Below are 25506 nucleotides of genomic sequence, written 5' to 3' on the forward strand. Positions count from 1 at the left end.
CGTGCGAGGTAAAAAAATACATGAATAAGAGTGATGCTGAAGCATTGTTGCGTCAGGGCATCGAACTCTATGACCTTGGCAGGTATCAGGAAGCCATTGTCATGTTTGACCGTGGACTTGCGCTGTTCCCCAAACTTGCAAAAGCCCATTATTTTAAAGGAATTGCTCTGTACGATCTCGGGAAATACGAAGAGGCCGTTGCAGCATATGATCTTGCCCTCTCAATAGAACCCGGAGATCCAAATGCCTGGTATAATAAAGCAGCAACGCTGGCCCAGATTGGAAGAAACGAAGAAGCCCTTGATGCCTGCGAACAACTGCTCTCCATACGGTTTGACAATGCCGAAGCCTGGATCTTAAAAGGCATTGCATTGTATGAACTGGGGCGGTTCAAAGAGGCAATCAGTGCATACGATCATGCGCTCACCATAGATCCGACCCATGCGAAAGTATTCTACAATAAAGGCATTGCTCTCGGAGATATCGGAAGGCATCATGAGGCGATCATTGCTTACGACAAAGCGATTGAGATCGTGCCCGGATATGCCCGGGCGTTCTATAATCGTGGTATCTCTCTTTATGAAATAGGAAAATACGATGAAGCGCTGGCTGCATTCGATAAGGCTAATGAACTGGACCCTGCCGATATCTGGGTCTGGTATTACCGCAGTTTCATATTAGCAAAACAGGAACGCTATGAAGATGCTGCACAATCCGCAGCAAAATTTCTCGAACATGAGCCCGATCATGCTGATATCTGGGCAATCAAAGGGATTTCCCTTCTGAAATCAAGGAAATACGAAGAAGCTATATCTGCTCTCGATCAGGCACTTTCACGTAATCCCCAGGTTGCAGATGCCTGGTATCATAAAGGTCTTGCCCATAACCAGCTTCAGCAATACGATGATGCAATCAGCGCTTTTGATAAATCTGCAGAACTTAGCCCTGCTCATGCCCAAACCTATTATAACCGGGGTATCGCGTATGCGTACCTGAATGAATATGATGAAGCAGTGCAGGATTTTGATCGGACCCTCTCATTTGATCAATCGAATGCCGATGCTTATTATTTAAAAGGGGTAGCCTGTATCAACCTTAGCCGGTATGATGATGCCCTTGATGCATTCAACCATGCGTTAGAGAAAAAAGAAGATCATGCTGCATCATACTATTACCGGGGAGTTGCGCTTACCCGGTTGGGGAGATACAAGGATGCTCTTGAATCCTTTGACGATGCACAAGTCCTTGATCCTGTGTGTGCACCCGCAATGTACCAGAAAGGATTGTCCTATGCACATCTCGGTCGCTATGCTGAAGCAATTGCGGCCTACAATCTTGCATTGCAAATCCGTCCGGCATATGCTGATGCATTGTACCACAAAGGGTTTGCTCTTGCCAAGCTGGGACGAAACACTGAGGCTATAGAAGAATTTGACCGGACAATTGCAGAACAACCTCAGAATCCCCAGGCATACCATCAGAAAGGTCTCCTGCTTGCAAAACTCGGGAAATTTGAAGATGCGGTTGATGCATACCTGCAAAGTATTGAATTAAAGCCCGCCTATGCACAGGCATTTTATGATATGGGCCTGGCCTATTCAAAGCTTGAACAGTCTAAAGAAGCAATCGAAGCATTTGAGAGCGCCATCGCAATCAATCCCAATTATGTAAATGCGCATTATAACCGGGGACTCGCTTTTGCCAGTCTCGGCCGGTATAGTGATGCTTTCGATGCTTTCGACCGGGCTGCAGAGATCGATCCTTCTCACACGCTGGCCCTTTACCAGCGAGGCATCATGCTCATGCACCTTTTGCGTTATGAAGAAGCAATAGATGCATTTGACTGTGTTCTTGCGATTTCCCCTCAGAATGCCGGAGCATTGTATGAAAAAGCAATGGCTCTTGTGCATCTTGAACGGCTTGAAAACGCCATTCCGGTATTCGATGAAGCACTTGAACAGAATCCCTCCCTGATCAATGCCTGGTTCCATAAGGGCATTACTCTTACAACTCTCGGCATGCAGGAAGATGCTATCGTTGCATTTGACAAGGTAATCATCTTAAACCCAAAACATAGCGAAGCATCTGTCCGCAAAGCAATTGCGCTGGTTAATCTTGACCGGTTCGGTGAAGCAATCGTTCTTTTTAACCGTTCCCTTGAAGATAATCCGCGGGATATCTGGGCATGGTGCTATAAAGGAGTCGCCCTTCTGTCCCTGAACCGGTTTGATGAGGCAATACGGGCATTTGATAAGGCGCTGGAGATCAATAACCAGTTCTCCCATGCCCATTTCGAGCGAGGGAATGCGCTTCTCCTTTCCAACCGACTGCAGGAAGCAACAGACTCCTATAATCTGGCACTGGAAATCGATCCGGACAATAGGGAGATCCTCTCCCGCAAAGGGTATGCACTGGTAAAAAATAAGCAATATGATGAGGCCATAACGACATTTGAGCACGTTATTGCACTAGATCCTCAAAATATCAATGCTCTTTACGAGAAAGCACAGGCGCTTTTCCATATTGGCAGATTTGAAGATGCGGTACAGGCATTTGATGACGTTATCGATTTAGATCCTACACATCTCAATGCCCAATATTACCGGGGAAAATCACTCCTGAAGATTGACCGGTTTGATGATGCCGTTGCCGCATTTGACCGTGTACTTGTGCTCTCCCCTTATAATGCAGATGCTGCTTATGAAAAAGGCGCAGCTCTCATGCACCTCCGGCGATTCGAAGATGCAAATGTCTCATTCAATAATGCACTTGAACAGGATCCGACCCTGGTTGATGCCTGGCTTAAAAAAGGTGTAACCCTTTCTCATCTTGGGTTGGAAGAAAAATCAGTTGAGGCGTTCGAGAAAGCGATTGCCTTAAACCCCCAACTCACTGAAGCTACGGTAAAAAAAGGAATAGCACTTGTCAACCTCTCCCGGTTTTCCGATGCAGTCACGATACTCAACCTGGCACTTGAGGATGATTCTGAGAATGCCCAGGCATGGTATTATTCCGGTCTTGCTCTTTCAGCATTGAATAAGACTGAAGATGCTGTAAAAGCATTTGACCGGGTATTGGAGATCAACCGTAAGTGCGCCCCGGCATGGTATGAGCGGGGAATTACACTTGCACGTACAGGTAAACACCTTGAAGCTGTGTTGTCCTATGATCAGGCGCTTGAAATTGCTCCGGATGATCATCAGACGCTCTATCACAAAGGACTTGCTCTTGCCCAGCGTGAACGATATGATGATGCCATCAAGGCATTTGAACGGGTAATAACCTTTCAGCCTGAAAATGGCTCTGCGTATTACTATCTGGGAATCTCTCTTGCCGGGCGGGAACGCTACGAAGAGGCTATCCGGGCTTTTAATCAGGCTCTCACCATCGATCCCACAAATGCCCCGGCCCATCATTTCAGGGGAATTGCCCTCATCCAGTCTGAAAGATATGATGATGCAGTAACCTCTTTTAAACAGGCTATTGAGCGAAATCCGGCAAATCCCCAATCCTATCATTATCTGGGTATAGCCTATGTCCAGTCAAGGCAATACGACAAGGCATTAGAATCACTCAACAGGGCAACTGGGATGGATCCGTCGCTTTCCGATGGATATATGTACCAAGGTATAGCGCTAGCCCATCTCTCCCGTCATGAGGAGGCGATTATGTGTCTTGATCGGAGTCTGGCAGCAAATCCCTCTCTGATGGAAGCACTGATCTACCGGGCAGGATCCTTAATCTCTCTCAAACGATATGCTGAAGCCATTGACACTGATGACCGTATTCTTTCGCTAAATCCGACGCTGATCGATATATGGATGCAAAAAGGAGATGCAAATGTCAGTCTTGGTAAAAACCCTGAGGCATTGGTCGCGTTCATTAAATCCCTCGAGATTAATCCAAATCTTTCTGAAGGCTGGGTGAAAAAAGGACATGTCCTGTATGATATGGGAAAAACACAGGAAGCGATTGTTGCCTATTCCCGCGGACTGGAGATAAATCCTTCATTGCAGGATATCTGGATTCGCAAGGGTGATGCTTTAAATGAACTCGGTAAAACCCAGGATGCCATTGCTTCGTATACCAAAGCAGTAAAAATCGATCCCGGACTGGTAGACGGATGGGTAAAAAGTGGCAGGGCATATTATGATCTGGGAAGGTACCAGGATGCTATCGATGCGTTTGATAATGCAATTACATTGAACCAGCGATGCATTGAAGCATTCCATTACAAAGGATTGTCCCTCGAAAAGATCAACCGGATCGAGGAGTCAATCCATGTGTTTGAAGTGCTTCTCGAAATTGATCCTGCTAACAGCGATGCCCAGTTCCATAAAGGTCTTGCCCTTTCAAAACTTGGGGATCATCAGGATGCAATTATTGCTTTTAATAAGACTATCGCACTTCAGCCCTCTGCTCCGGTATATTACAATAAAGGTCGATCATTAACAGAGATTGGCAAATACACAGAAGCGATTGAAGCTTTTAATCGTGTACTGGAGATAGAACCTGCATATACAGAAGCCCATTATTATCGGGGATATTCCTACCTTAAACTGGGTAAATACCCAGAAGCGATCGAATCTTTTGACCGCAATCTTGAGAGTGATACGAGTAATGCACATGGGCACTTTAACCGGGGTATTGCACTTCAGAAACTTGACCGGAATAAAGATGCCCTTGAAGCATTTGACAAAGCCCTCATCTATGATCCTGAAAATGCACTTGCATTTTATCACAAGGGGCAGTCCTATTCAAACTTAAAGATGTTCAGTGAGGCCGTCTTTTCCTTTGATAAGACGCTCCGTCTTAAACCAAAATATACTGATGCGCGATTGAAAAAGGGGATTGCTCTTTATAATCTGGGTAAATTCCGGGAATCCATTAAGGATTTTGACCGGACTATCCATGAGAACCCCCACAATTCTCATGCATATTATTATAAGGCTCGTGCCTTATTCGATCTTGGGAACTTCACTGAAGCCAACGAATCCTGTGATAGGGCATTAGAACTGAATCCGGCTTTTTGCGAGGCTCATTTCCATAAAGGTCTCGTGCTTCTGAAACTATTACGGTTTGATGATGCAATTTCAACCTTAGATCTGGCACTCGAGATTGATTCCGATCTTGAACAGGCGCATTATAACCGTGGGTATGCACTCGCAAAAACCGGGAAACACAAAGATGCGATTACCGCATTTGACCGGGCTCTTTCGTTGCTTCCTACTGACGTGTCTGCAGCATACCAGAAAGGACTCTCTCTCTATACCCTTGGTCTTTACCGGGATGCACTGGACTCCTTTGACCGCACGCTGGAACTAAATCCCCAATCTGCTGACGCAGCCTTTTACAAATCGCTTGCACTGCATGATCTGGGACGCAATGAAGATTCTCTTGCTGCTGCCGAACGGGCGATTGAGATCAATCCGGAATTTTCCGGGGCATGGTACCGGAAGGGTGTTGCCTTATCAGATCTGGAACAATACGACAAGGCTGTCAGTGCATTTGACCGGACAATCGAATTGGATAAGACCAATGCTCAGGCATATTTCGATAGAGGACTTGCCCTTATCCATCAGAAAAATCCAGAAAAGGCAATTGAATCTTTTGATCATGTGCTTGATCTGATTCCCGGTTATGCTCCTGCATTCTATAACAAAGGAATTGCCCTCTGCGCGATTGGTATGTTCGATGAGGCGGTACTCTCGTTCAACATTACCCTCGAAATTTCTCCAGACAATGCTGATGCGCTCTACCAGAAGGGACTGGCTCTTGTCCGTCTGGAGAATTACCACGATGCTATTGTTGTCTTCGAGGCTGCATCCAAAATTGAACCCCGGAAAGCAGAGATCATTTACCAGAAAGGACTCTCTCACGCTTTATTGGGTCAACACGACGAGGCCGTATCGTCATTTGGCCTCGCATTTGAACTGGATCCGGGATATACCGATGCCCTGTATCACAAAGGGCTCTCACTTGCCGAATTAGGGAGATTTACCGAGGCTATTGAAGCGCTGACCAAGACGCTTGAGACTTCTCCGAAGTTGGCTAATGCCTGGCTGATTAAAGGGTTCTGTCTTTCCGCAGAAGAGCGCTACCAGGAAGCAATCCTGTCTTATAATAACGCGCTCGATATCGACGCGAACAATGCTCATTCATGGTTTTATAAAGGACGAGCGCAGCTAAATCTGGATGCTCTCTCTGATGCAGTTACTTCATTTAACCATGCTCTTGCCAACCAGCCTGCATTCGGGGAAGCTTTCTATTACAAAGGTATCGTATTATACCGCCAAGGTGCCTTTGCTGACGCGGTTGCATCATTTGAACAGGCAAATGGCCTGATGCCCGATTTTGAACCGGGATATCTCCAGAAAGGACGGGCACTTTTCGCACTGGAACGATATCAGGATGCTGCCGATGCATTCAGCAGGGTAATTTCCGCTAATCCAAAAGAAATTACTGCACTCTATGGTCAGGCACGGGCATTTGATAAACTGGGATTATATGATAATGTCATTCAGTCGTATGAACAGGTCAACCGCCTCGATCCTGCGTGTGAACGGGCATTTTTATATAAGGGCATAGCACAGGTCAAGATGCATCAGGACGAAGATGCAGTGGAATCTTTTAACCGCACGCTTGAGATCAATCCGATAAATTGTGAAGCCTTAAGCGGCAAAGGGAGAGCATTAGTCACACTCCAGAAGTACGTAACTGCTGTGGAAACCTTTGATGCATTTCTTGCAATTAAACCCGACACCGTTGATATCCTCTATGATAAAGGACTGGCTTTAAGCCGGATGAATAAGGCAGAATCTGCCCTTGAAGTGTTTAACCGGTGCATTACTCTTGGTCTTGATACATCAAGAGTTCATGCAGAAAAAGGATTTGTCCTCTATACCCTGGGAGATTATGCTGAAGCGATTCTCTCGTTTGACCGGGCTCTCTCAATTGATCGCCATGATGCCCCGTCATTCCTGGCAAAAGGTCTGTCCCTGGCACAGACCGGGCGACACGAAGACGCAATTACCGCGTTTGATGCGGCACTCCTTATCGATCCTGATAACGGGCAGGTACACCGGAGCCGGGGTATTTCTCTCATAAAACTCAGGAGATATGAAGATGCGGTCATATCTCTCGATCATGCACTGGATTCCGATAAGGCAAATCCGGAAATCCTCACGTGCAAGGGATATTCCCTGTACCGGTTGAACCGGTTCAAGGAATCGGTAGAAGCGCTGGGAAAATCCCTCAAACAGAGATCGCTGGATGTCAAAACCCTTTTCTTACGGGCAAAAGCGTACATGCACCTGAAACGATGGGAAGACGCGATCATGCTCTTTGAAAAAGTGCTCTCCATCGATCCCCAGTATGCTGCCGCATGGTATTACAAGGGTCTTGGATATGCCCGGATGGCCCTGTATGATGATGCCCTGCAAGCGTTTGAGAATGCACTTGCACACGACAGCGAATGCACTGTTGCATGGTTCGAAAAAGCAGAGGCGCTCACACGGCTTGAACGATTCGCAGAATCCCTGCCCGCGTACGATCGTGCCCTTGAACTCAACCCGCAGTTCCAGAATGCTGCCTATCATAAGGGGCTGGCACTTTTTATCCTTGGACGGAATGACGAAGCGATCGGCGCTATTGATCAATCCCTGACAATTGGTGACGTGAACGCCCAGATACTGTTCAGTCGTGGACATGTGCTTATGACTGCCGGGCGGTACCAGGATGCATTGAGTTCCCTTGTTCGTTCGATCGAAATCGTACCTGATGATGCAGCCACCTGGTACGAGAAAGGACAGGTACTTCTCTTGCTTCAGGATTTCACCGGGGCAATCGATGCCTTCGATAAAACACTGGAACTGAGTCCAAAGGATGCTCATGCATCGTTTGGTAAAGGCCAGGCACTGTTTGCCCTTGGACGGGATGAAGATGCGATTACGGCCTATAATCAGACGTTAACCCTGGATACCACATTCACTGAAGCAGCCTTTGGAAAAGGGCTCGCTTTTGCCCGCCTTGGGAATTATCCGGATGCGATCAAATCATTTGATTATACTCTTGAATATGTTCCTGAACATGCCAGAGCACATTACCAGAAGGGACTGGCACTGGGTTTAACAGGAAAATATGAAAAGGCAATCCGTGAATTCAAAATAACACTGACGCACGATCCTTCAATTCACGATGCAATTTATCAGTCCGGGCTGGTGTATGCATACCTTGGCCGGTATGAAAATGCCCTTCGTGCTTTTGATCAGATGCTAGAGCTGACACCCACTGATGCAATGGTCCTGTACCAAAGAGCACTCACTTTAACAAAACTCAACCGGTATGAAGAATCCCTTTCAGCATTCGATCTCTCCCTTGCCAATAATCCTGAATATCCGGATACCTTCTATCAGAAAGGACTCGCGCTCGCGAATCTCGAACGATACGAAGAAGCAGTTTTAGCTTTTGATCGGGGAATTGCGCTTGGAAAGACTGATGCCGGGATCCTGTTTAACCGGGCCCATGCACTCATGGTTATCGGCCGATATGCTGAATCGTTATCTTCTCTGGACCAATCTATCGAGCTAGCACCGAAAGACCCGGCGGTCTGGTTTGAGAAAGGACAGGTACTGGCATTACTGGGAAATTATCCCGGTGTCGTTGACGCATTTACCCGTACTCTGGAACTGAGTCCAAAGGATGCTCATGCAGCGTTCGGTAAAGGCCAGGCACTGTTTGCCCTTGGACGGGATGAAGATGCGATCGCAGCATATGATCAGACGTTATCTCTCGATTTAACTTTTGCCGACGCAGCATATGGAAAAGGGCTCGCCCTTGCCCGACTCGGGAACTATCCTGAAGCAATCAAATCATTCGATTATACTCTCGAATATATTCCTGAACATGCCCGGGCACGTTACCAGAAAGGACTGGCGCTGAGTGCAATAGGGAAATATGAAAAAGCGGTTGATGAATTTACAAAAGCACTGATACACGATCCTTCAATTCACGATGCGATTTACCAGTCCGGGCTGGCATATGTACATCTTGACCGGAATGAAAATGCCCTTCGTGCTTTTGATCGGTTGCTGGAGCTGACACCCACTGATTCCACGGTCCTGTTCCAAAGGGCACTCGCTTTAACAAAACTTGACCGGTATGAAGAATCCATTCCGGCATTTGATCTTACACTTGAGTACAATCCTCAACAGCCGGAAGCCGCCTACCAGAAAGGACTCATACTCACTATTCTTGAGAGATATGAAGAGGCCGTTGTTGCATTCGACCAGGCAATCGTTCTCGGCAAGGATGATATTCAGGTCCATTTCAACCGGGCGCACGCACTCATAGTAACCGGCCGATACCCCGAAGCATTACGTTCCCTGGACCGCACAATCGAACACGCACCGGATGACGCGGCTGCGTGGTTTGAGAAAGGGCAGGTTCTGGTATTGCTCGAAGATTTCCAAGGAAGTGTGGACGCATTTACCCGGACCCTGGAACTGAGCCCTAAAGATTCACATGCATCGTTTGGTAAAGGCCAGGCACTGTTTATTCTTGGACGGGATGAAGATGCGATTACCGCGTTTGATCAGACGTTAAAACTCGATTCTGCATTCGCGGATGCAGCATATGGAAAAGGACTCGCCCTTGCCCGCCTCGGGAACTATCCTGAAGCAATCAAATTATTCGATTATACTCTTGAATATGGTCCTGAACATGCCGGGGCGCATTACCAGAAAGGACTTTGCCTGAATTCTATAGGAAAATACGAAAAGGCAATCAGGGAATTCAAGACGGCATTGACATATGATTCTTCAATTTATGATGCGATTTACCAGTCCGGTTTAGCATATGCGCAGATTGGCAAGTATGAAAATGCCCTCAAGGAATTTGATAAGATGTTGGAGTTGACTCCTGAAGATACAAAGGTCATGTTCCAGAGGGCACTTGCCTTAACAAAACTTCACCGGTTTACTGAAGCACTTATCCCGATTGAATCTGCACTGGACCTTGAGAATAACCTGGCAGAAGTTTGGATTCTCAAAGGAAGTGCACTGTATGAATGTGAACGGTATGTGGAATCGGTGGAAGCATTTGAGCGGGCTCTTGCATTAGAACCAGAAAACATCACTGCATGGTACCGGAAAGGCAAATCGTATCTCGAACTGGAAAGAACCCATGAAGCAATACAGTGTTTTGAGCGGGTGCTGTCGGCCGATCCGGCATGTGCTCCGGCATGGTTCAGGAAAGGAAGTGCACTTCTCTCTACCGGGGAGTTTGAACCTGCTGTTGATGCACTGACTCGTGCCCTTGAGATCAGGTCTGGGTCAGCAAATGGATGGTATGACCGTGGAATCGCCCTCTTTGAACTTGGACGGTTCGATGAGGCCGTGGCATCATACGATCACGCTATTGCAATAAATCCTAAATATACAAATGCCTGGTATGACAAAGGTATTGCCCTTACCCGCTTGAACCGGGATGTTGATGCAATCCGAGCATTCGAACGCGCAACAGGCATAGATCCGCATTTTGCCACAGCATTTTTTGATACAGGGCTAGCAAATCTTCGAATTATTAATTTTAGGGAGGCAATAACTGCTTTTGAAAAAGGTCTCGCGGTAAATGCGTCATATGCCCCGGCTTATTATTATAAAGGCATTGCACTCTCCCACATAAAAAAATTCAAAGAAGCGATTGGGTCATTCGATGCTGCAATCAGTCTTGATGGGGGCAACTATGATGTCTGGTATAACAAAGGTCTTACCCTCCTAGAAATCAGCCAGTTTGAGAAAGCAATCGTTGCATTTGACAAGGCGATCAGTTTTGATCCGCTCAGATATGATCCCTGCTTTGGAAAAGGCTGTGCGCTCTTCCGGTTATCACGATACGATGATGCAATTGTAGCATTTTTGCATGCACTATCTCTCGATGATAGCCAGCGGGATGGACACTTTGCCTTAGGTCGTGCATATGTGGCTTTAAACCGGTATGATGATGCCATAATCTCATTCAACCGGACGATCACCTGCGATCCCGGTTTTGTTAAGGCATATCTCGCCAAAGGTCTTGCTCTCGAAGAACTTGGGCGATACGAAGAAGAAATAACTGCATTGGCGGGAATGCTCTCGCACGAGCCTGAACATGCCGGCGCATGGTACCATACCGGATTTGCCTACGAGCGTCTTGGTAAGGATGACGATGCGGTGGCAGCATTAGAGAGAGCCAGAACTGGCGATCCCTACAATATCCCCCTCCTCTTGTTAGAGGGACAGATATTACGGCGACTGGAAAAATATGAAGATGCCATCCATATCCTTGATATCGCTCTGGGACGTGAGCCGGATAATGGAGAGATACTCTTTGAAAAAGGGCTTGCGCTTTTCCATCTGGAAAGGTATGAAGAGTCAGCAGAAATTCTTGCAGCAGCAGCATCAAATCTTCCCCGGCGGTATGAACCCCCTTATAACCAGGGACTCTCGCTTGTGATACTTGGCAGGTACGAGGAGGCTGGTGATACTTTTGATGCAGCACTTCGCCTTAATGAAACGAATCCTGATATATGGGTTGAAAAAGGTTCAGTACTCCTGCACCTCAAGCGGTTCCAGGAAGCAATCGATGCATTCACTACTGCCACTTCGTTCAATTCTGAATCTCACCGGTCATATCTTGAAATGGGAATGGCATATGCATGTCTTGGGAAGATGGAAAGTGCCATTCAGGCATTCGATCATGCTATTCAGCTCAAACCGGGAGATGAACGTGCACTGTATGAAAAAGGTCTTTCCCTGTTCCACCTCAAAAAGTTTGCAGAGGCTGTCAGGGCACTGGATGGATCCCTTGCATCAGCACCCGATAATATCGCGGCATTGTATTATCGGTCTGCATCTTTAGCCGAAGCAGGAGATTATGTCCAATCTGCTGAATCCTACGAGCATTTGCTCCGTCTTGATCCTGATAATGCAGTTGCATGGCTGGAACGGGGTCTTATCCTTGCAAAGATCAATCAACATGAAAAGGCTCTTGTTGCCTTCGATCAATGCATAAATCTCGAGCCGGAAAATTTTGCAGCGTTTTATAATAAGGCACGTTCTTTGGATCTTCTTAACCAAACCAAAGAAGCTATTCCGGTATACAACCAGGCACTCTCTCTCGATCCTGCACATGCACAGACTCATCATTTCAAAGGACTTGCACTCTATCGTCTCGGCAGGTTTGAAGAAGCGGCAAAAGAACATGATCTGGCACTGGAGATAGATTCTGCGTTTGGGGAAGCTCTCTATGACAAAGGCCGGTCACTGGCATCCATGGGGATGTACCGCGAGGCAGTAAAAACATTCGACAAAGCATTAACGATTGAGAAAAATTATGCTGCGGTCTATTATGACAAAGGTCTTGCACTTGCGCACCTGGGACGTCATGAAGACGCTATAATTGCATTTAACAAGAACATCGATCTTGATGCCGGCAATGCCCTGGCATTTTTCAACAAAGGATTATCTCTTGTAGCCATCGGGCGCCAAAGTGATGCGATAGAGGCATTTGACCGTATGCTGAGGATTGACCCGCAATCGATTGATGGCTGGCTTCACCGTGGGCGAGCCCTCGCCGATCTCACACGGTACAATGATGCCATTGAAGCATTTGTGAGGACCTTAGAGATCGATCCATCAAATGCTGATGCATGGTACCTGAAAGGGAGTGCACTCTACGCGCTCGGAGGATATGATGATGCCATTGAAGCGTTTGCCCGCGCCTTGGCGATCCGCCCCGATTATTCGCAGGCCTTTTTTGATAAGGGACGTTCCCTCTTCCAACTGGGAATGTATAAAGAGGCAACCCTATCGTTTGAAAATGCCCTCAACTTAGAGCCGAAGAATATTGATGCTTTGTACCAGAAAGGGCGGGCACTTATACGACTCGGACGGTATGAAGATGCAATTGCGGCATTTGATCCGGCACTGCGCATCCGCCCGACTGCTGCCATGATCTGGACCGGAAAAGGTATCGCCCTTTCGGCGTTATCAAAAGAACAGGAAGCAATCAGCTGTTATAACAAGGCACTGGGCATCGATGTCAGGGATGTTCAGGCACATTATAACCTAGGGGTCTCAAATATCCGTCTTGGCAGGTACCAGGAGGCGATTCGGAATCTGGATGCTACCCTGTCTTACCGGCCCCGATGCGCTGAAGCCTATTTCCAGAAAGGACAGGCCCTCTCGGGTCTTTCAATGTACCATGAGGCTATCAGCGCTTTTGACAAAGCACTGGCACAAAACGGCACTTTTGCAGATTCATGGCTTTATCGCGGCATTGCAGAAACAAATCTTGGCAGTTACGATGCAGCACTGGAGTGTTATGATCATGCGATTGCAATTGACCCCGCTTATGCAGTACCTTACCTATACCGGGGCATAGCCTTGATTCATCTGAAACGGTACACTGAAGCTATTGATGCCTTTGATCGGGCACTGGAACACCAGCCTGTGTATCCCGAGGCGTTTTATCACAAAGGTGTTGCACTGATTCACCGGAAACAGTATGAAGATGCGATAGTCCTGTTTGAAAAAGCGCTTGCCCTGAATAACCGGTACTGTGAGGCATTCCAGCACAAGGGTATCGCCCTTGCCCGGATTCAACGATATGAAGATGCGATCGAAGCTTTTGATGCAGCACTTGCAATAAAACCTGATTCTGAAGAGGCGCTGTACGAGAAAGGTCTTGCCCTGATACAGAATGAAAATCTTAAAGAAGCAATTGTCGCATTCGATCGCTTACTGGCAATAAATCCCGGATTTGCCGATGCGCTTTATGAAAAGGGAAAGGCGTACTTCTCACTGGGCAATTATGAAACAGCTATTACCTCATTTGAACATGCCATCGAGATTACACCAACTTGTGCTCCTGCATTCTTCTGGATGGGGCGGGCATATGTAGAACTGGGTAATGTTGATGCGGCCATCACCGCATACAACCATGCGCTTGAGAACAAACCCCGCTCTGCTGAAATATTTTCCTACCTGGGAATTGCATATGCAGCACTTGAACAGTACCGTGATGCCATCAAGTCCTATGATCGGGCACTGGAGATTGATCATACCGCTGCCACGTTCGCTCATAAAGGAGTTGCCCTTGCGGAACTGGGTATGACGCGCGATGCCATCGATGCTTTTGACCGGGCAATTGATCTTGACAAGACAATGGCAGACGCGTGGATTGGCAAAGGGAACGCATATTACGATCTGGGCAAATTTAAGGAAGCACAATCTGCGTATGAACAGGGTCTGGCACTCGATCCCGAAAATGTTGTTGGCTGGACTCGTCACGGCATGTCACTGGCAGGTCAGAATCTGGATAAATCTGCGCTGATTTCCTATGACCGGGCGATAGCAATCGATCCAACATTTTCCATTGCCCACTTTACTAAGGGCAGTGCGCTTGATGCACTGGGACGGTACGATGAAGCGGTGGAGGCATACAGTGATATGATTACCATCCAGCCGGAGTTTGTGGATGCATGGATTCACAAAGGACGATCTTTAAAGGAACTGGAAAAATACCCGGATGCCCTGACTGCATTTAAACGTGCACTGGAGCTGGATGCATCCCGCAAAGAAGTCTGGAAGGATATTGGCGGGATTTTGGATACGATTGGCAAGCATGAAGACGCACAAATATGTTACGATAAATCCCGGTAATTCGGTTAATATCCAGAATCCCTGTTTTTATTGAATGACTTCCCTTTTTTTGGTTTATCGGAAAGGACAGAACTGAGAAAAATTAGTGTTCTTTCCTGACGGAAATAAACCACACGATTGCGCCGACGGTGAAAAGGACAATAATTCCTATTGTGAGAGCGTTTTTAATATACCATGGAGTAGCTGCATCGCGGCTTTGTTCTGCAATACGCCGGTTATCGGCAAGTTTCGGATAGGTAGGATCGAGTGACTTTACTTTATCAAAGACGGTGATCGCTTCGTCATACCGTTTCAATCCTGCAAGGGAATAGCCTTTGTTGAACCATGCATCAGGATTTGAAGGATCGATGGATATGGCCGTTTCATAGGCTTTCAGTTCATCTTCATACCGGCCAAGATTGTAGAGTATATAACCACGGTTGATCCAACCCTGCAGATAGTTTGGATTCAAAGACAATGTCTTGTCCGATGCAGCGAGAGCCTCATTGAATCGTTGTGCCCGGTTTAATGCATCGGCTTTGCCATTCCAGGCCTCAAAATAATCCGGGGCCCGGGCAATCGCTTCATTGTAAGCACCAATTGCCTGGGTATAATTTTTATTTTCAATAAGCATGTTTCCCTGTGCGTACCAATCGGCAGCTTCAGGTGAATATGCCAATACCGGAAGAGTGCAAAGAACAAAGAAAACGATGCCGAATATTCCTGCACGTATCATTTTTTTTGCATACATAACTACCGGGTTATATCTGGCATGGATGCACCATAAATTATCCTTTAAAAAAAGTATTCCTAATGACCGAGAACTAAGACGCGTCGTGTGAGACTCTTATGCACGCGCTGTTCGTGCTGCTGGAGAACCGTCATATGTTTACGGGCAATTTCGGAAATATCCTTATGGGTTACAATAACCGCTCGCCTTCCTGTTTTTAAGATACGGCCAATCTCATCCAGTGCATCTGCATAGAGATTAGCCATGGTATCTGCCTTTTTAATGCAGACCGACTGGCCATAGGGCAAATCAGTGACAACCGAATCGATTGAATGATCCTGAAAAGGTAAAGACGTTGCGTCAGCAAGCATCAGAGAAGATTGTATCACATTCTGGCGGCTTCCCTGCACCATCAATGGATCGAAATCACTGCCAATTCCCATCGCCCCCAGTAGCTCTGCTTCAATAAGGATTCCGCCCGTGCCACAGAACGGATCGAGAACCGTATCTCCTGCCTGTACACAAGCAATATTTGCCAGTGTCCGCGCCATTCTTGGCATCATGACACCCGGGTGAAAAAAATCACGTTTCCCGGGATTTCTCGTATCATATCCGGAACGGTTGATGGGGAAGAGGACCTTACCAAAATAACACTTGTCTTCAGAAAGAATTGCACGGTATTCAGTATCCGGGTTGTTCAAACATACCGGACCCGATATCATATCACCAATCAGTCGTTCGAACTTTCGTTGTGATGAGGGATTGTGTTCATTGCATCCCCCATGAATTTTTTTTACCCGACCCGCAAAAGTATTTGTTGACCTTATGGCCAGTTCTTCAAGTAATGCAGTGAATGCAGGTATAGTCGGATCGCATTCCCCGAGATACTCGAGCACGACCTGGGTCATGGCAAGTCTTTGGGCTTCTTCGGGATGGGGACATTCTGCAACCGCAACCTGCAGGCGCTCTTCAAGAATAGTGCCGACACATGCAAGTTCAGCAAAGGGCAGTGTCGGGTTCTCTCCGGAAAGCTCAAAGAGCAGTTTCATCCTTATCCCATTACATGCAGGAACTCAAATAAGTGTGTTAAAAAACAAAACGGGAAAGTGAATAATCCCGTCATTTTTTTCCTTTTTTCTTTCCCATGATACCCGAGAAGAACCCTCCACCTGCGTCGGAACTGCCTTCCATATCGGCAAGTTTCTGATAAAGATCTCTCTGTTCCCCGCTCAAGGATTTTGGCGTGATAATTTTCACCCGTACGAGCAGATCACCGTGATGCCCGCGGCGTTTTACCCCTTCGCCTCCAATCTTTAGTGCTGTATTATACTGAATACCGGCAGGTATTTTGAGATCGATATGTCTTTTGTCAATAGTCTCTATCTCCATGGATGTACCAAGAGCTGCCTGTGCAGGACTAATCTCAATAGTAGTCTCAAGGTTATCACCGGTTCTGATAAACCGGTCATGTGACTGGACATACACTTCGATAAACAGATCGCCATTTGCTGCACCGTAATCCCCGGCCTCTCCATATCCCTCCATGCGAAGCCGCATACCATTGTCAATCCCTGCAGGGATATGTACAGATATTTTCCTTTTCACGCGGGTATGACCGGACCCATGGCAGGTTTTGCAGACTTTCTCAGGAATTTTACCTTTTCCGCCACACTGGGTGCAGGGTGTCATGCGGACAAACTGGCCGAATGCTGACTGGGCAGTCTGTCGCATCTGCCCGGTACCCCCACAACGGGGACACATGTTAAGGCGTTTTGTCTCACTTCCCGATCCACTGCAGGTAGCGCAGGGTTCGGTATGCATCACTTCGATCTCACGATCAATGCCGGAAACTGCATCCTCAAGCCGGATCTGGATGCGCATGAGGAGGTCTGCGCCGGGTTGCGGCCCTGATCGCCGCTGGCCCCCGCCAAAGAAATCAAAAATATCTCCAAATCCGGAGAAGTCAGCAGAGAATCCTCCGCCCCCATGTCCCCCTCCGGTATAGGAGCCTTTTGAAGCATTGGTGTACGTCTCGTGACCCATGTTGTCATACTGTCCTTTCTTCTGTTCATCGGAAAGGACACTGTAGGCCTCGTTGATCTGCTTGAACTTCTCTTCTGCTCCTGGTTCTTTGCAGACATCCGGGTGATATTTACGGGCGAGGTTGCGGTATGCTTTCTTTACTTCCTTGTCATCGGCATTCCGGGATATGCCGAGTATGTCGTAATAATCTCCTGCGCCCATTTTTTAATTCACTCTTCTTTTACCTTGTAATCAGCATTGACAACATTGTCATCATCTTTGGTATCCGGGTTTGGCGGAGCGCCGGCACCAGCGGACTGCTGTTGTGCTGCCTGTTCTGCCTGAACCTTCTGATAGATCTTTGTTGTCACAGCATATACTGCTTCGGTGAGAGCTTCCATGGACTTCTTGATCTCATCGAGATTGTCATCCGCAAGCGCTTTTTTTACTGCTGCAACGCTGTCTTCAACCTTCTGTTTATCTTCAGATTCAAGCTTGTCACCGCTTTCTTTGAGCATCTTCTCTGCTGTGAAGACCGCAGTGTCGGCCTGGTTGTGCAGTTCAATTTCATCGCGTTTCTGCTTGTCCTCGTTCTCAAACATCTTTGCGGCATCCATCATCTTCTTGATATCTTCATCAGTGAGTTTCTTGTCACCTTTGATGGAGATATTCTGCTGGTTACCGGTGCCAAGATCCTTTGCGGATACGTGGATGATACCATTTGAATCGATATCAAACGTGACTTCAATCTGTGGAATACCGCGCGGAGCCGGGGGAATTCCGGTTAGCTGGAATTTGCCTAGGGTGAAGTTGTCTTTTGCCAGCGCACGTTCTCCCTGGACAACATGGATCTCGACACTGGTCTGGCCATCGGCTGCCGTTGAGAAGATCTGGCTTTTTCGTGTAGGGATAGTCGTATTGCGCTCGATGAGTTTTGTGGCTATGCCTCCCAGTGTCTCGATACCAAGTGTAAGCGGGGTGACATCCAAAAGAACAATATCTTTTGTCTCACCGGTCAGGACTGCACCCTGGATACCTGCACCGAGGGCAACGCATTCATCCGGGTTAAGTCCTTTATCCGGTTCTTTTCCGAGAAGCTTTTTCACTGTATCCTGAACAAGTGGTACACGGGTTGACCCGCCAACGAGCAGGACATGATCGATGTCCTTTGCCTCGAGCTTTGCGTCACTGAGCGCCTGTTTGACCGGGCCGACCGTTGATTCGACCAGATCACCGATAAGTTGTTCGAGTTTTGCCTTGGTGAGGTCGATGTTCAAAAACTTCGGACCGCTCTTGTCCTGTGTAATATAGGGCAGATTGATGTTGGTGCTCTGGCGCTGCGAGAGCTCGATCTTGGCATTTTCCGAAGCATCGCGCAGGCGCTGCATGGCATACGGATCGGTACGAAGGTCGATGCCTTCTTTCTTTTTGAACTCCTCAACAAGATAATCGGTGACTCGCTGGTCGAAGTCGTCGCCGCCAAGATGGTTATTACCTGCTGTGGATTTTACTTCAAAGACACCGTCTCCGAGCGTGAGAATTGAGACATCGAACGTACCACCACCAAGATCATAGACAAGGACCGTTGCGTCCTGTTCCTTGTCAATACCATACGCGAGAGCGCTTGCGGTTGGTTCATTGATGATACGCAGTACTTCTAATCCTGCAATCTTTCCCGCATCCTTGGTTGCCTGGCGCTGGGCATCATTAAAATATGCCGGGACGGTGACAACCGCTTTTGTGATCTTTTCGCCAAGATAGGCTTCAGCATCAATTTTTAATTTCTGCAGGATCATCGATGATATTTCCTGCGGAGTATAGTTCTTATCATCAATTTTGATCTTTTCGCTGCTACCCATCTTTCGCTTGATGGACTGGATTGTCCGCTGCGGGTTTGTTACCGCCTGCCGCTTTGCAAGACTGCCAACCAACCGTTCACCTTCTTTTGTAAAAGCAACGATCGATGCTGTTGTTCGTCCACCTTCGGAATTCGGGATCACAATTGGCTTTCCCGCCTCCATGATGGACATGCAGGAGTAGGTTGTTCCCAGATCAATTCCCAAAACTTTATCGTTAGCCATTTTTTTTACCTCCTTTTACTTACTTTCCTTTTGATACTGCAACTTTTGCATGCCGGATTACTTTGTCATGCATACGATACCCGCGTGCCACTTCATCGACAACGATTCCTTCATTTTCCTCGGAAGGCACATGCGCAATTGCCTCATGCTCTGCAGGATTGAATGGTTTTTTGAGAGCATCTAATGGTGTGATGCCGTGGCGCTGCAGTTGTGAATAGAGCAGATGCTGAATCTGGACGATACCTTCGCGCAAGTGAGCATCATCTGCTTTTATTGCCCGCTCAAAGTTATCGAGGACTTCTATGATATCAACTGCGAGTCGTTCATTTGCAAGATTCGTAATCATTTCCCGGTCACGCGCTGTGCGTTTTTTGAAATTTTCAAAATCCGCAGCAAGACGTAAATACCGATCATTGAGTTCGGAAAATGCCTTCTTCTGCTCATCCAGAACGGCTGGATCCGTTTCGGCGCTCAAAGGGGCACTATCCGAAATGCCGGCACATTCTTCGCAAGTCTGTTCGTTACTGGGTTCTGCATTAGTCATAGTGCGACCTTTACGTTTTTCTCATATCTGTTGTATTGTAGTTCTATATATATATTTACATAATCCATAAACTGGAATCGCCGTTATGGGGGGGGATTGGTATTTAAGACTTAAAACCAGGGCCATTATTTTTATCGCGTTTAAAATTAGCCCAGATTTTGATTTAAGGCCCTATTCAATAGAATTTATTATAATGTTTAAGGATTTCATCCGCTGAAATCCTATAAAAGCAACTGTCGAATAATTGGTTTTTTAATTATCATATACCAGCATACATTTTTCTCTCCTGTATTTCATACAATAGACCATGAAATGGGCATTGCTTTCCGTCTGGGACAAGACGGGGATCGTCGAACTTGCGCGGGAGCTTATCCGGGAAAAATACAGCATAATGAGCTCCGGGGGGACCGGCAAGGCACTGGCAGAAGCCAGAGTTGCTTTTACCGAAGTCTCGAATTATACTGGTTTTCCTGAAATGATGGATGGACGGGTCAAGACCCTGCATCCAAAAGTTCATGGAGGGCTACTGGGACGGCGGTTGATTGATGATGCAGTCATGCAAAAACATGGTATCAATCGCATTGATCTTCTGGTCGTAAACCTGTACCCGTTTGAAAAGATGTCCCAGAAACAGATGAGACTTGAAGATCTGATAGAATACATCGACATCGGTGGACCAGCCATGATACGCGCTGCGGCAAAGAATTATCGCGATGTTGGCGTGATTGTTGATCCTTCAGATTACAAGGATATTATGAATGCAATCTGCAACACTGGTTTAACTGCTGATATGCGCCTGGACCTTGCAAGAAAAGCATTTGCGCGAACTGCTGCTTATGATGCAGCGATCAGTAATTATCTTTACCGGCTTGAAAACCCATTTCCGACTACATTCTCCATCCAGTTCACCGGGGGCCGGACCCTGAGATACGGAGAAAATCCTCACCAAAAGGCTGCAGTCTATGGAACCAGCGGCATTGCGGGTACTGAACCCGTGCAGGGCAAGCAGATGTCTTACAATAATTATCTCGATGTGAATGCCGGAACCGGCCTCTTGAGGGAGTTTGTAGAGCCGGCCGCGGTTATCGTCAAACACAATAATCCCTGCGGTGTGGCTGTTGGAGAGAATCTGCTGGATGCGTATATATCAGCACGAGATGTTGATCCCGTTTCTGCATATGGATCTGTAATTTCATTAAATCGTGAAGTGGATCGTATCTTGGCAGAAGAGATTTGCAAAACCTTTGTTGAAGTGGTTGTGGCACCATCATTCTCACCAGAATCACTCTCTGTCATGAGCCGGAAAGATACAATGAGAGTGCTCATTCTTCCCCCACCTTCCCCAGCTGATGAAATTCGTACTATTGATGGAGGAGTACTCGTACAGCGAACCCCGGAATACCAGGAACACTGGGAAGTGATTACGGACAGGGATCCAACGCCTGATGAGATGAAAGCTCTCCAACTTGCTTGGAAAGTCTGCAAACACACAAAGAGTAACACGATCATCTTTGCCGATCAGAAACGGACCTTGGGAATTGGTGCCGGTCAGATGAGCCGGGTGGATTCAGCAAAGATTGCTATAGAAAAAGCGTGTAGTTCACTTAAAGGATCAGCAGTTGCTTCTGATGCATTCCTGCCATTTCCCGACACGCTAGAAGTTGGTGCACAAGCTGGTGCAACAGCACTTGTGCAACCAGGTGGATCAATTAGGGATAAGGAAGTTATTGAAGCCGCAAACCGCTTACACATGGCGATGGTTTTTACGGGTATACGGTACTTCAGGCATTGAATCATTTGTTCATTTTTTTTCAAAAAAAAGATTTACCTGTCGTTTCCTTCAATCCACCAGTTATTTGGAATAAATAGAAAAAGTAAACGTGCAGCAGTATCAAGTTTATTTTGAGAATGAAGGGGTAATTATCCTTTTTTTTTAAATTTTTTATTACAATACGCGATAAATATATATTCTGCGAAGTGATCATACGTAATTTAAATCGTTTGTGGCTTAGTGTCATGGATGATTGACAGAATCAGCATTTAAGAGGTTTGAAATAATGGATTATGGAAGTATGGTTGGAGAATCCTTTGAATACGCAAAGGAAGCAGTTGTTGGCAAGTGGAACAAGTGGGTAATGCTTATCATCGCAACTATCCTTCTTGGACTTCCCCTTGCAGGCTATTCAATGAAAATTCTGAGAGGGGAAAAACCCGCTCCTGAAGTCGAAGACTGGGGAACCCTTTTCATTGACGGTATCAAGTATGTAATCGTCGCTCTCATCTATGCAATACCACTCATCATTGTCTGGGTTCTTGTTATCGGTGCATCTGCAGTTGCAATAGTAACCCAGGATACAACAGCAATGATGGCAGCAATTGGTGCTATGGCTATCGGCCTGATAATCATGCTCATTCTTGCGATTGTTATCGCCGTCTTTGAGATTATCGGAATTGTCCGGTTTGCCAGGACCGGAAGCATTGGTGAGGCATTCAACTTCAGCGCAATCCTTGCAACGATCGAAAAACTCGGCTGGGTCCCCTATATTATTGCTATTGTTGTCTTGTTCGTCGTTGGAATTATCTTTGGAATCATCGTTACGATCCTGATGATGATCCCGTACCTGGGAATCCTTATTTATCTCTGCCTCATTGCTCCATGGACTCTGTTTATCTCCCGCTATGTCTGCCAGCTCTATGATGCTGCAGGTTCTGCATAAAAATCAATCTTTTTTTTAAATCACTGAAAAAAAAGTGTTATTCTTGGTGGATAGCCTTTTTACTTTCAAAAATTCTATGATTTTTACTAATCTGGTGGTTTTTATGGATTATGGTTCAATGCTTGATCAGACATTTGCCTATACTAAAGAGGGTGTATGGGGACGAACAAAACGGTGGCTCATTCTTATAGGCTGTCTGATACTATTCCCTTTGATTCTCGGCTATATGGTACGTATTTTCCGGGGAGTAAAACCGGCCCCAGAACCTGAACAATGGGGTTCGATGTTTATCGATGGCCTGAAGTTGCTCGTAGTGGAGGTGGTGTACATCATCCCCGTTATCCTGCTGGTTATCATCGCGTTTCTTCCGCTGTTATCAACGTTGATTGCCGGGGGAGCGCCACATAAGGATCCATCATCTCTTTCCGATGCCCAGATTCAGCAATGGATACTAGTTCATCCGGAATTTATCTCAGCGATTGGTTTTTTGGCAATTCTGCTCCTGCTTGCAGTCCTCTGTGGGATTATTATCAGTATTTTTTCATTTCTTGGCGTGGTCCGGTTCGCCCGGACCGGCAGCATGGCAGAAGCGTTTAATTTTTCTGCAATCGTGTCCCACATCCGCAGGATTGGCTGGTTGAATTACCTGTTAGCGCTAATTGTGATCAGTGTAATCGGCTTTATTTTTGGTATGGTTACCAATGTATTCTCATTAATCCCAATATTTGGCGATCTTATTGGCGTGATTGTCATGATCATACTCTATGTGCCCTATTTCATTTTCACGAGCCGTTATGTGTCTTTGGTATATGATATCGGTGAGGAAAAGTCGGATCCTGAACCAATAATGTACAATACAATAATCACAACACAATAATTTTTAAAAAGATATTTCAAAAGGGAAAATTCCCGTTTTGGTTAACGCTGCACAGCACCGAGGTTTGCCTGTTCCACGGTTTTTGCATAGCGTGCAAGGACCCCGGTCAGTTTCCTGGTATGGGGTTTGAGGATTTTTCGCCGCTGTTCAAGAATGGCTGCATCAACAAGGATATCGATCTTTTTTGTGAAGAGATCAACAAAAATCTTGTCTCCTTCTTTGACCAGTGCTATCGGTCCACCAACCGCTGCTTCCGGCGCAACATGCCCGATACAGGGCCCCCGTGTTCCCCCGGAAAACCGTCCATCGGTGATCAGGACTACCTTGGTATATCCCAGTCCCATGAGTGCAGATGTGGGAGAAAGCATTTCTGGCATACCTGGAGCTCCCCGTGGTCCTTCGTACCTGATGACGATTACATCTTTTTCCTTGATTTCACGGGCTAGAATCGCCTTCATGGCCGGCCCTTCGCCATCAAAAACGCGGGCGGGCCCTTCGTGCTTCCACATCTCCTTTGGTACCGCCGCGCTCTTGACGACAGCGCCGTCTGGTGCAAGGGAACCCGATAAAATTTTGAGTCCTCCTTCCCGGTTTATTGGATTTTTAATATCCCGGATAATTTCATCATTTCTGATGCGTGCATCTTTTGCAATGTCAAGAACTTTTTTACCTGAGACCGTGATACAGTCATCCAGATACGATTCAAGTCTTTTCAGCACAGCCGGGATACCTCCTGATCGGTGGAGGGTCTGCATTGAATGCGGACCGGACGGTTGCATATAGCAAAGGTGAGGGATCTCATCTGCGAGTGTCTTAAAATCCTCAAGAGTAAGGGGGATATCAGCTTCTACCGCAATTGCCATCAGGTGCAGGACTGTGTTGGTCGATCCGCCCAGTGCCATATCCACCCGGATTGCATTACGGAGACTCTTTTTTGTAATGATATCCCGCGGTTTGATTCCATTTTTCACAAGGGGCAGGATGGCTTCTCCGGTCTCTCGCGCAATCCGTAATTTTCCAGCATCAACTGCCGGGATAGCAGCACATCCGGGAAGTGACATTCCCATAGCCTCGGTCATACAGGCCATGGTGTTTGCCGTGTAAAGGCCCTGGCAGCTGCCGCATCCGGGCATGGCACACCCCTCTAACTCACAGAGTGCTTCTTCACTCATGGTTCCTGCAGCTACTTTTCCGACTGCTTCAAACACATCGATAAGAGAGCGTTCTTTTCCTTCCTGAAATCCCGAGAGCATAGGCCCACCGGTAAGAACGATCGTGGGGATATTGGTCCGTGCTGCTGCCATCAGCATGCCCGGGACGATCTTGTCGCAGGTTCCGACACAGACAAGCCCATCAAACCTGTGTGATTCAGCCATCAGTTCAATGGAATCAGCAATATTCTCCCGCGAAGGCAGCGAGTAGCGCATACCCTCGTGGCCCATCGCAATCCCGTCACATATACCGATAACACCGAATTCAAACGGGACGCCGCCAGCTGCAGCTATCCCTTCACGGACTTTCTCCGTAAGTTGCCTGAGATGGATGTGTCCGGGGACAATCGTATTGTAGGCATTTGCAATTCCAATGAACGGCAGTCCCATCTCCCGTTCAGTGACCCCGAGGGATCGCAGGAGCGAACGGTTGGGAGCCCGCTGGTATCCGGATTTAACTTCATCGCTACGCATGAATTTTCCCCAGTATACTGGTGATGATAGGTTCGCAGTATGACAATTATATCCCTTGTGGAAAAAACGTCTTATTGGTTCTTTTCCTTTGGAGGATCATCACTTAACTGACGTCACAGCGCCCTTTTTTAGCTTTAATGCATTCCGCGATGCAATGAAATAATCGCCC

The 25506-nt window shown here is 46.9% G+C and carries 10 protein-coding genes; 4 read left to right on the forward strand and 6 right to left on the reverse strand.

Annotation, left to right across the window (positions count from 1 at the left end; all coding sequences use genetic code 11):
- The first annotated feature begins 20 nt into the window (after nucleotides 1-20).
- On the forward strand, nucleotides 21-14702 hold the full coding sequence (locus WC593_02375) for a tetratricopeptide repeat protein (GenBank protein MFA4823982.1): 14682 nt from the start codon (nucleotides 21-23) through the stop codon (nucleotides 14700-14702).
- Between the two features lie 82 nt (nucleotides 14703-14784).
- On the opposite strand, the gene WC593_02380 is transcribed toward WC593_02375, so the two are convergent.
- From WC593_02380 to WC593_02400, 5 genes are all read right to left on the reverse strand, one after another.
- Nucleotides 14785-15417, reverse strand: a complete 633-nt coding sequence (locus WC593_02380; protein MFA4823983.1) for a tetratricopeptide repeat protein — start codon at nucleotides 15415-15417, stop codon at nucleotides 14785-14787.
- A gap of 74 nt (nucleotides 15418-15491) precedes the next feature.
- Nucleotides 15492-16460 carry a methyltransferase domain-containing protein gene (locus tag WC593_02385; GenBank protein MFA4823984.1) on the reverse strand — a complete coding sequence of 323 codons (969 nt, stop codon included), beginning with the start codon at nucleotides 16458-16460 and terminating at the stop codon, nucleotides 15492-15494.
- Nucleotides 16461-16530: 70 nt separating this feature from the next.
- A complete protein-coding gene (gene dnaJ, locus WC593_02390; protein MFA4823985.1) occupies nucleotides 16531-17655 on the reverse strand; it encodes a molecular chaperone DnaJ in 1125 nt (374 codons plus the stop codon).
- 8 nt (nucleotides 17656-17663) lie between these two features.
- Nucleotides 17664-19514 (reverse strand): molecular chaperone DnaK, encoded by a 1851-nt coding sequence (gene dnaK, locus WC593_02395; GenBank protein ID MFA4823986.1) that lies wholly within the window; start codon nucleotides 19512-19514, stop codon nucleotides 17664-17666.
- A gap of 19 nt (nucleotides 19515-19533) precedes the next feature.
- Nucleotides 19534-20058: a nucleotide exchange factor GrpE gene (locus WC593_02400; protein MFA4823987.1), complete on the reverse strand. Its 525-nt coding sequence runs from the start codon at nucleotides 20056-20058 to the stop codon at nucleotides 19534-19536.
- A gap of 307 nt (nucleotides 20059-20365) precedes the next feature.
- Between WC593_02400 and purH the strand changes: the two genes are divergently transcribed.
- From purH to WC593_02415, 3 genes are all read left to right on the forward strand, one after another.
- Entirely contained in the window at nucleotides 20366-21850 is a 1485-nt protein-coding gene (gene purH, locus WC593_02405; GenBank protein ID MFA4823988.1) for a bifunctional phosphoribosylaminoimidazolecarboxamide formyltransferase/IMP cyclohydrolase, read from the forward strand.
- Between the two features lie 265 nt (nucleotides 21851-22115).
- Nucleotides 22116-22775 carry a DUF4013 domain-containing protein gene (locus WC593_02410; GenBank protein ID MFA4823989.1) on the forward strand — a complete coding sequence of 220 codons (660 nt, stop codon included), beginning with the start codon at nucleotides 22116-22118 and terminating at the stop codon, nucleotides 22773-22775.
- 118 nt (nucleotides 22776-22893) lie between these two features.
- A complete protein-coding gene (locus WC593_02415) occupies nucleotides 22894-23652 on the forward strand; it encodes a DUF4013 domain-containing protein (GenBank protein ID MFA4823990.1) in 759 nt (252 codons plus the stop codon).
- 41 nt (nucleotides 23653-23693) lie between these two features.
- Here the strand turns inward: WC593_02415 and ilvD are convergent, their stop codons facing one another.
- Complete coding sequence (ilvD, locus tag WC593_02420) at nucleotides 23694-25337, reverse strand: dihydroxy-acid dehydratase (protein MFA4823991.1); 1644 nt, start codon at nucleotides 25335-25337, stop codon at nucleotides 23694-23696.
- Between the last annotated feature and the right edge of the window lie 169 nt (nucleotides 25338-25506).

The organism is Methanoregula sp. (assembly GCA_041645435.1).
Taxonomy (GTDB): domain Archaea; phylum Halobacteriota; class Methanomicrobia; order Methanomicrobiales; family Methanospirillaceae; genus Methanoregula.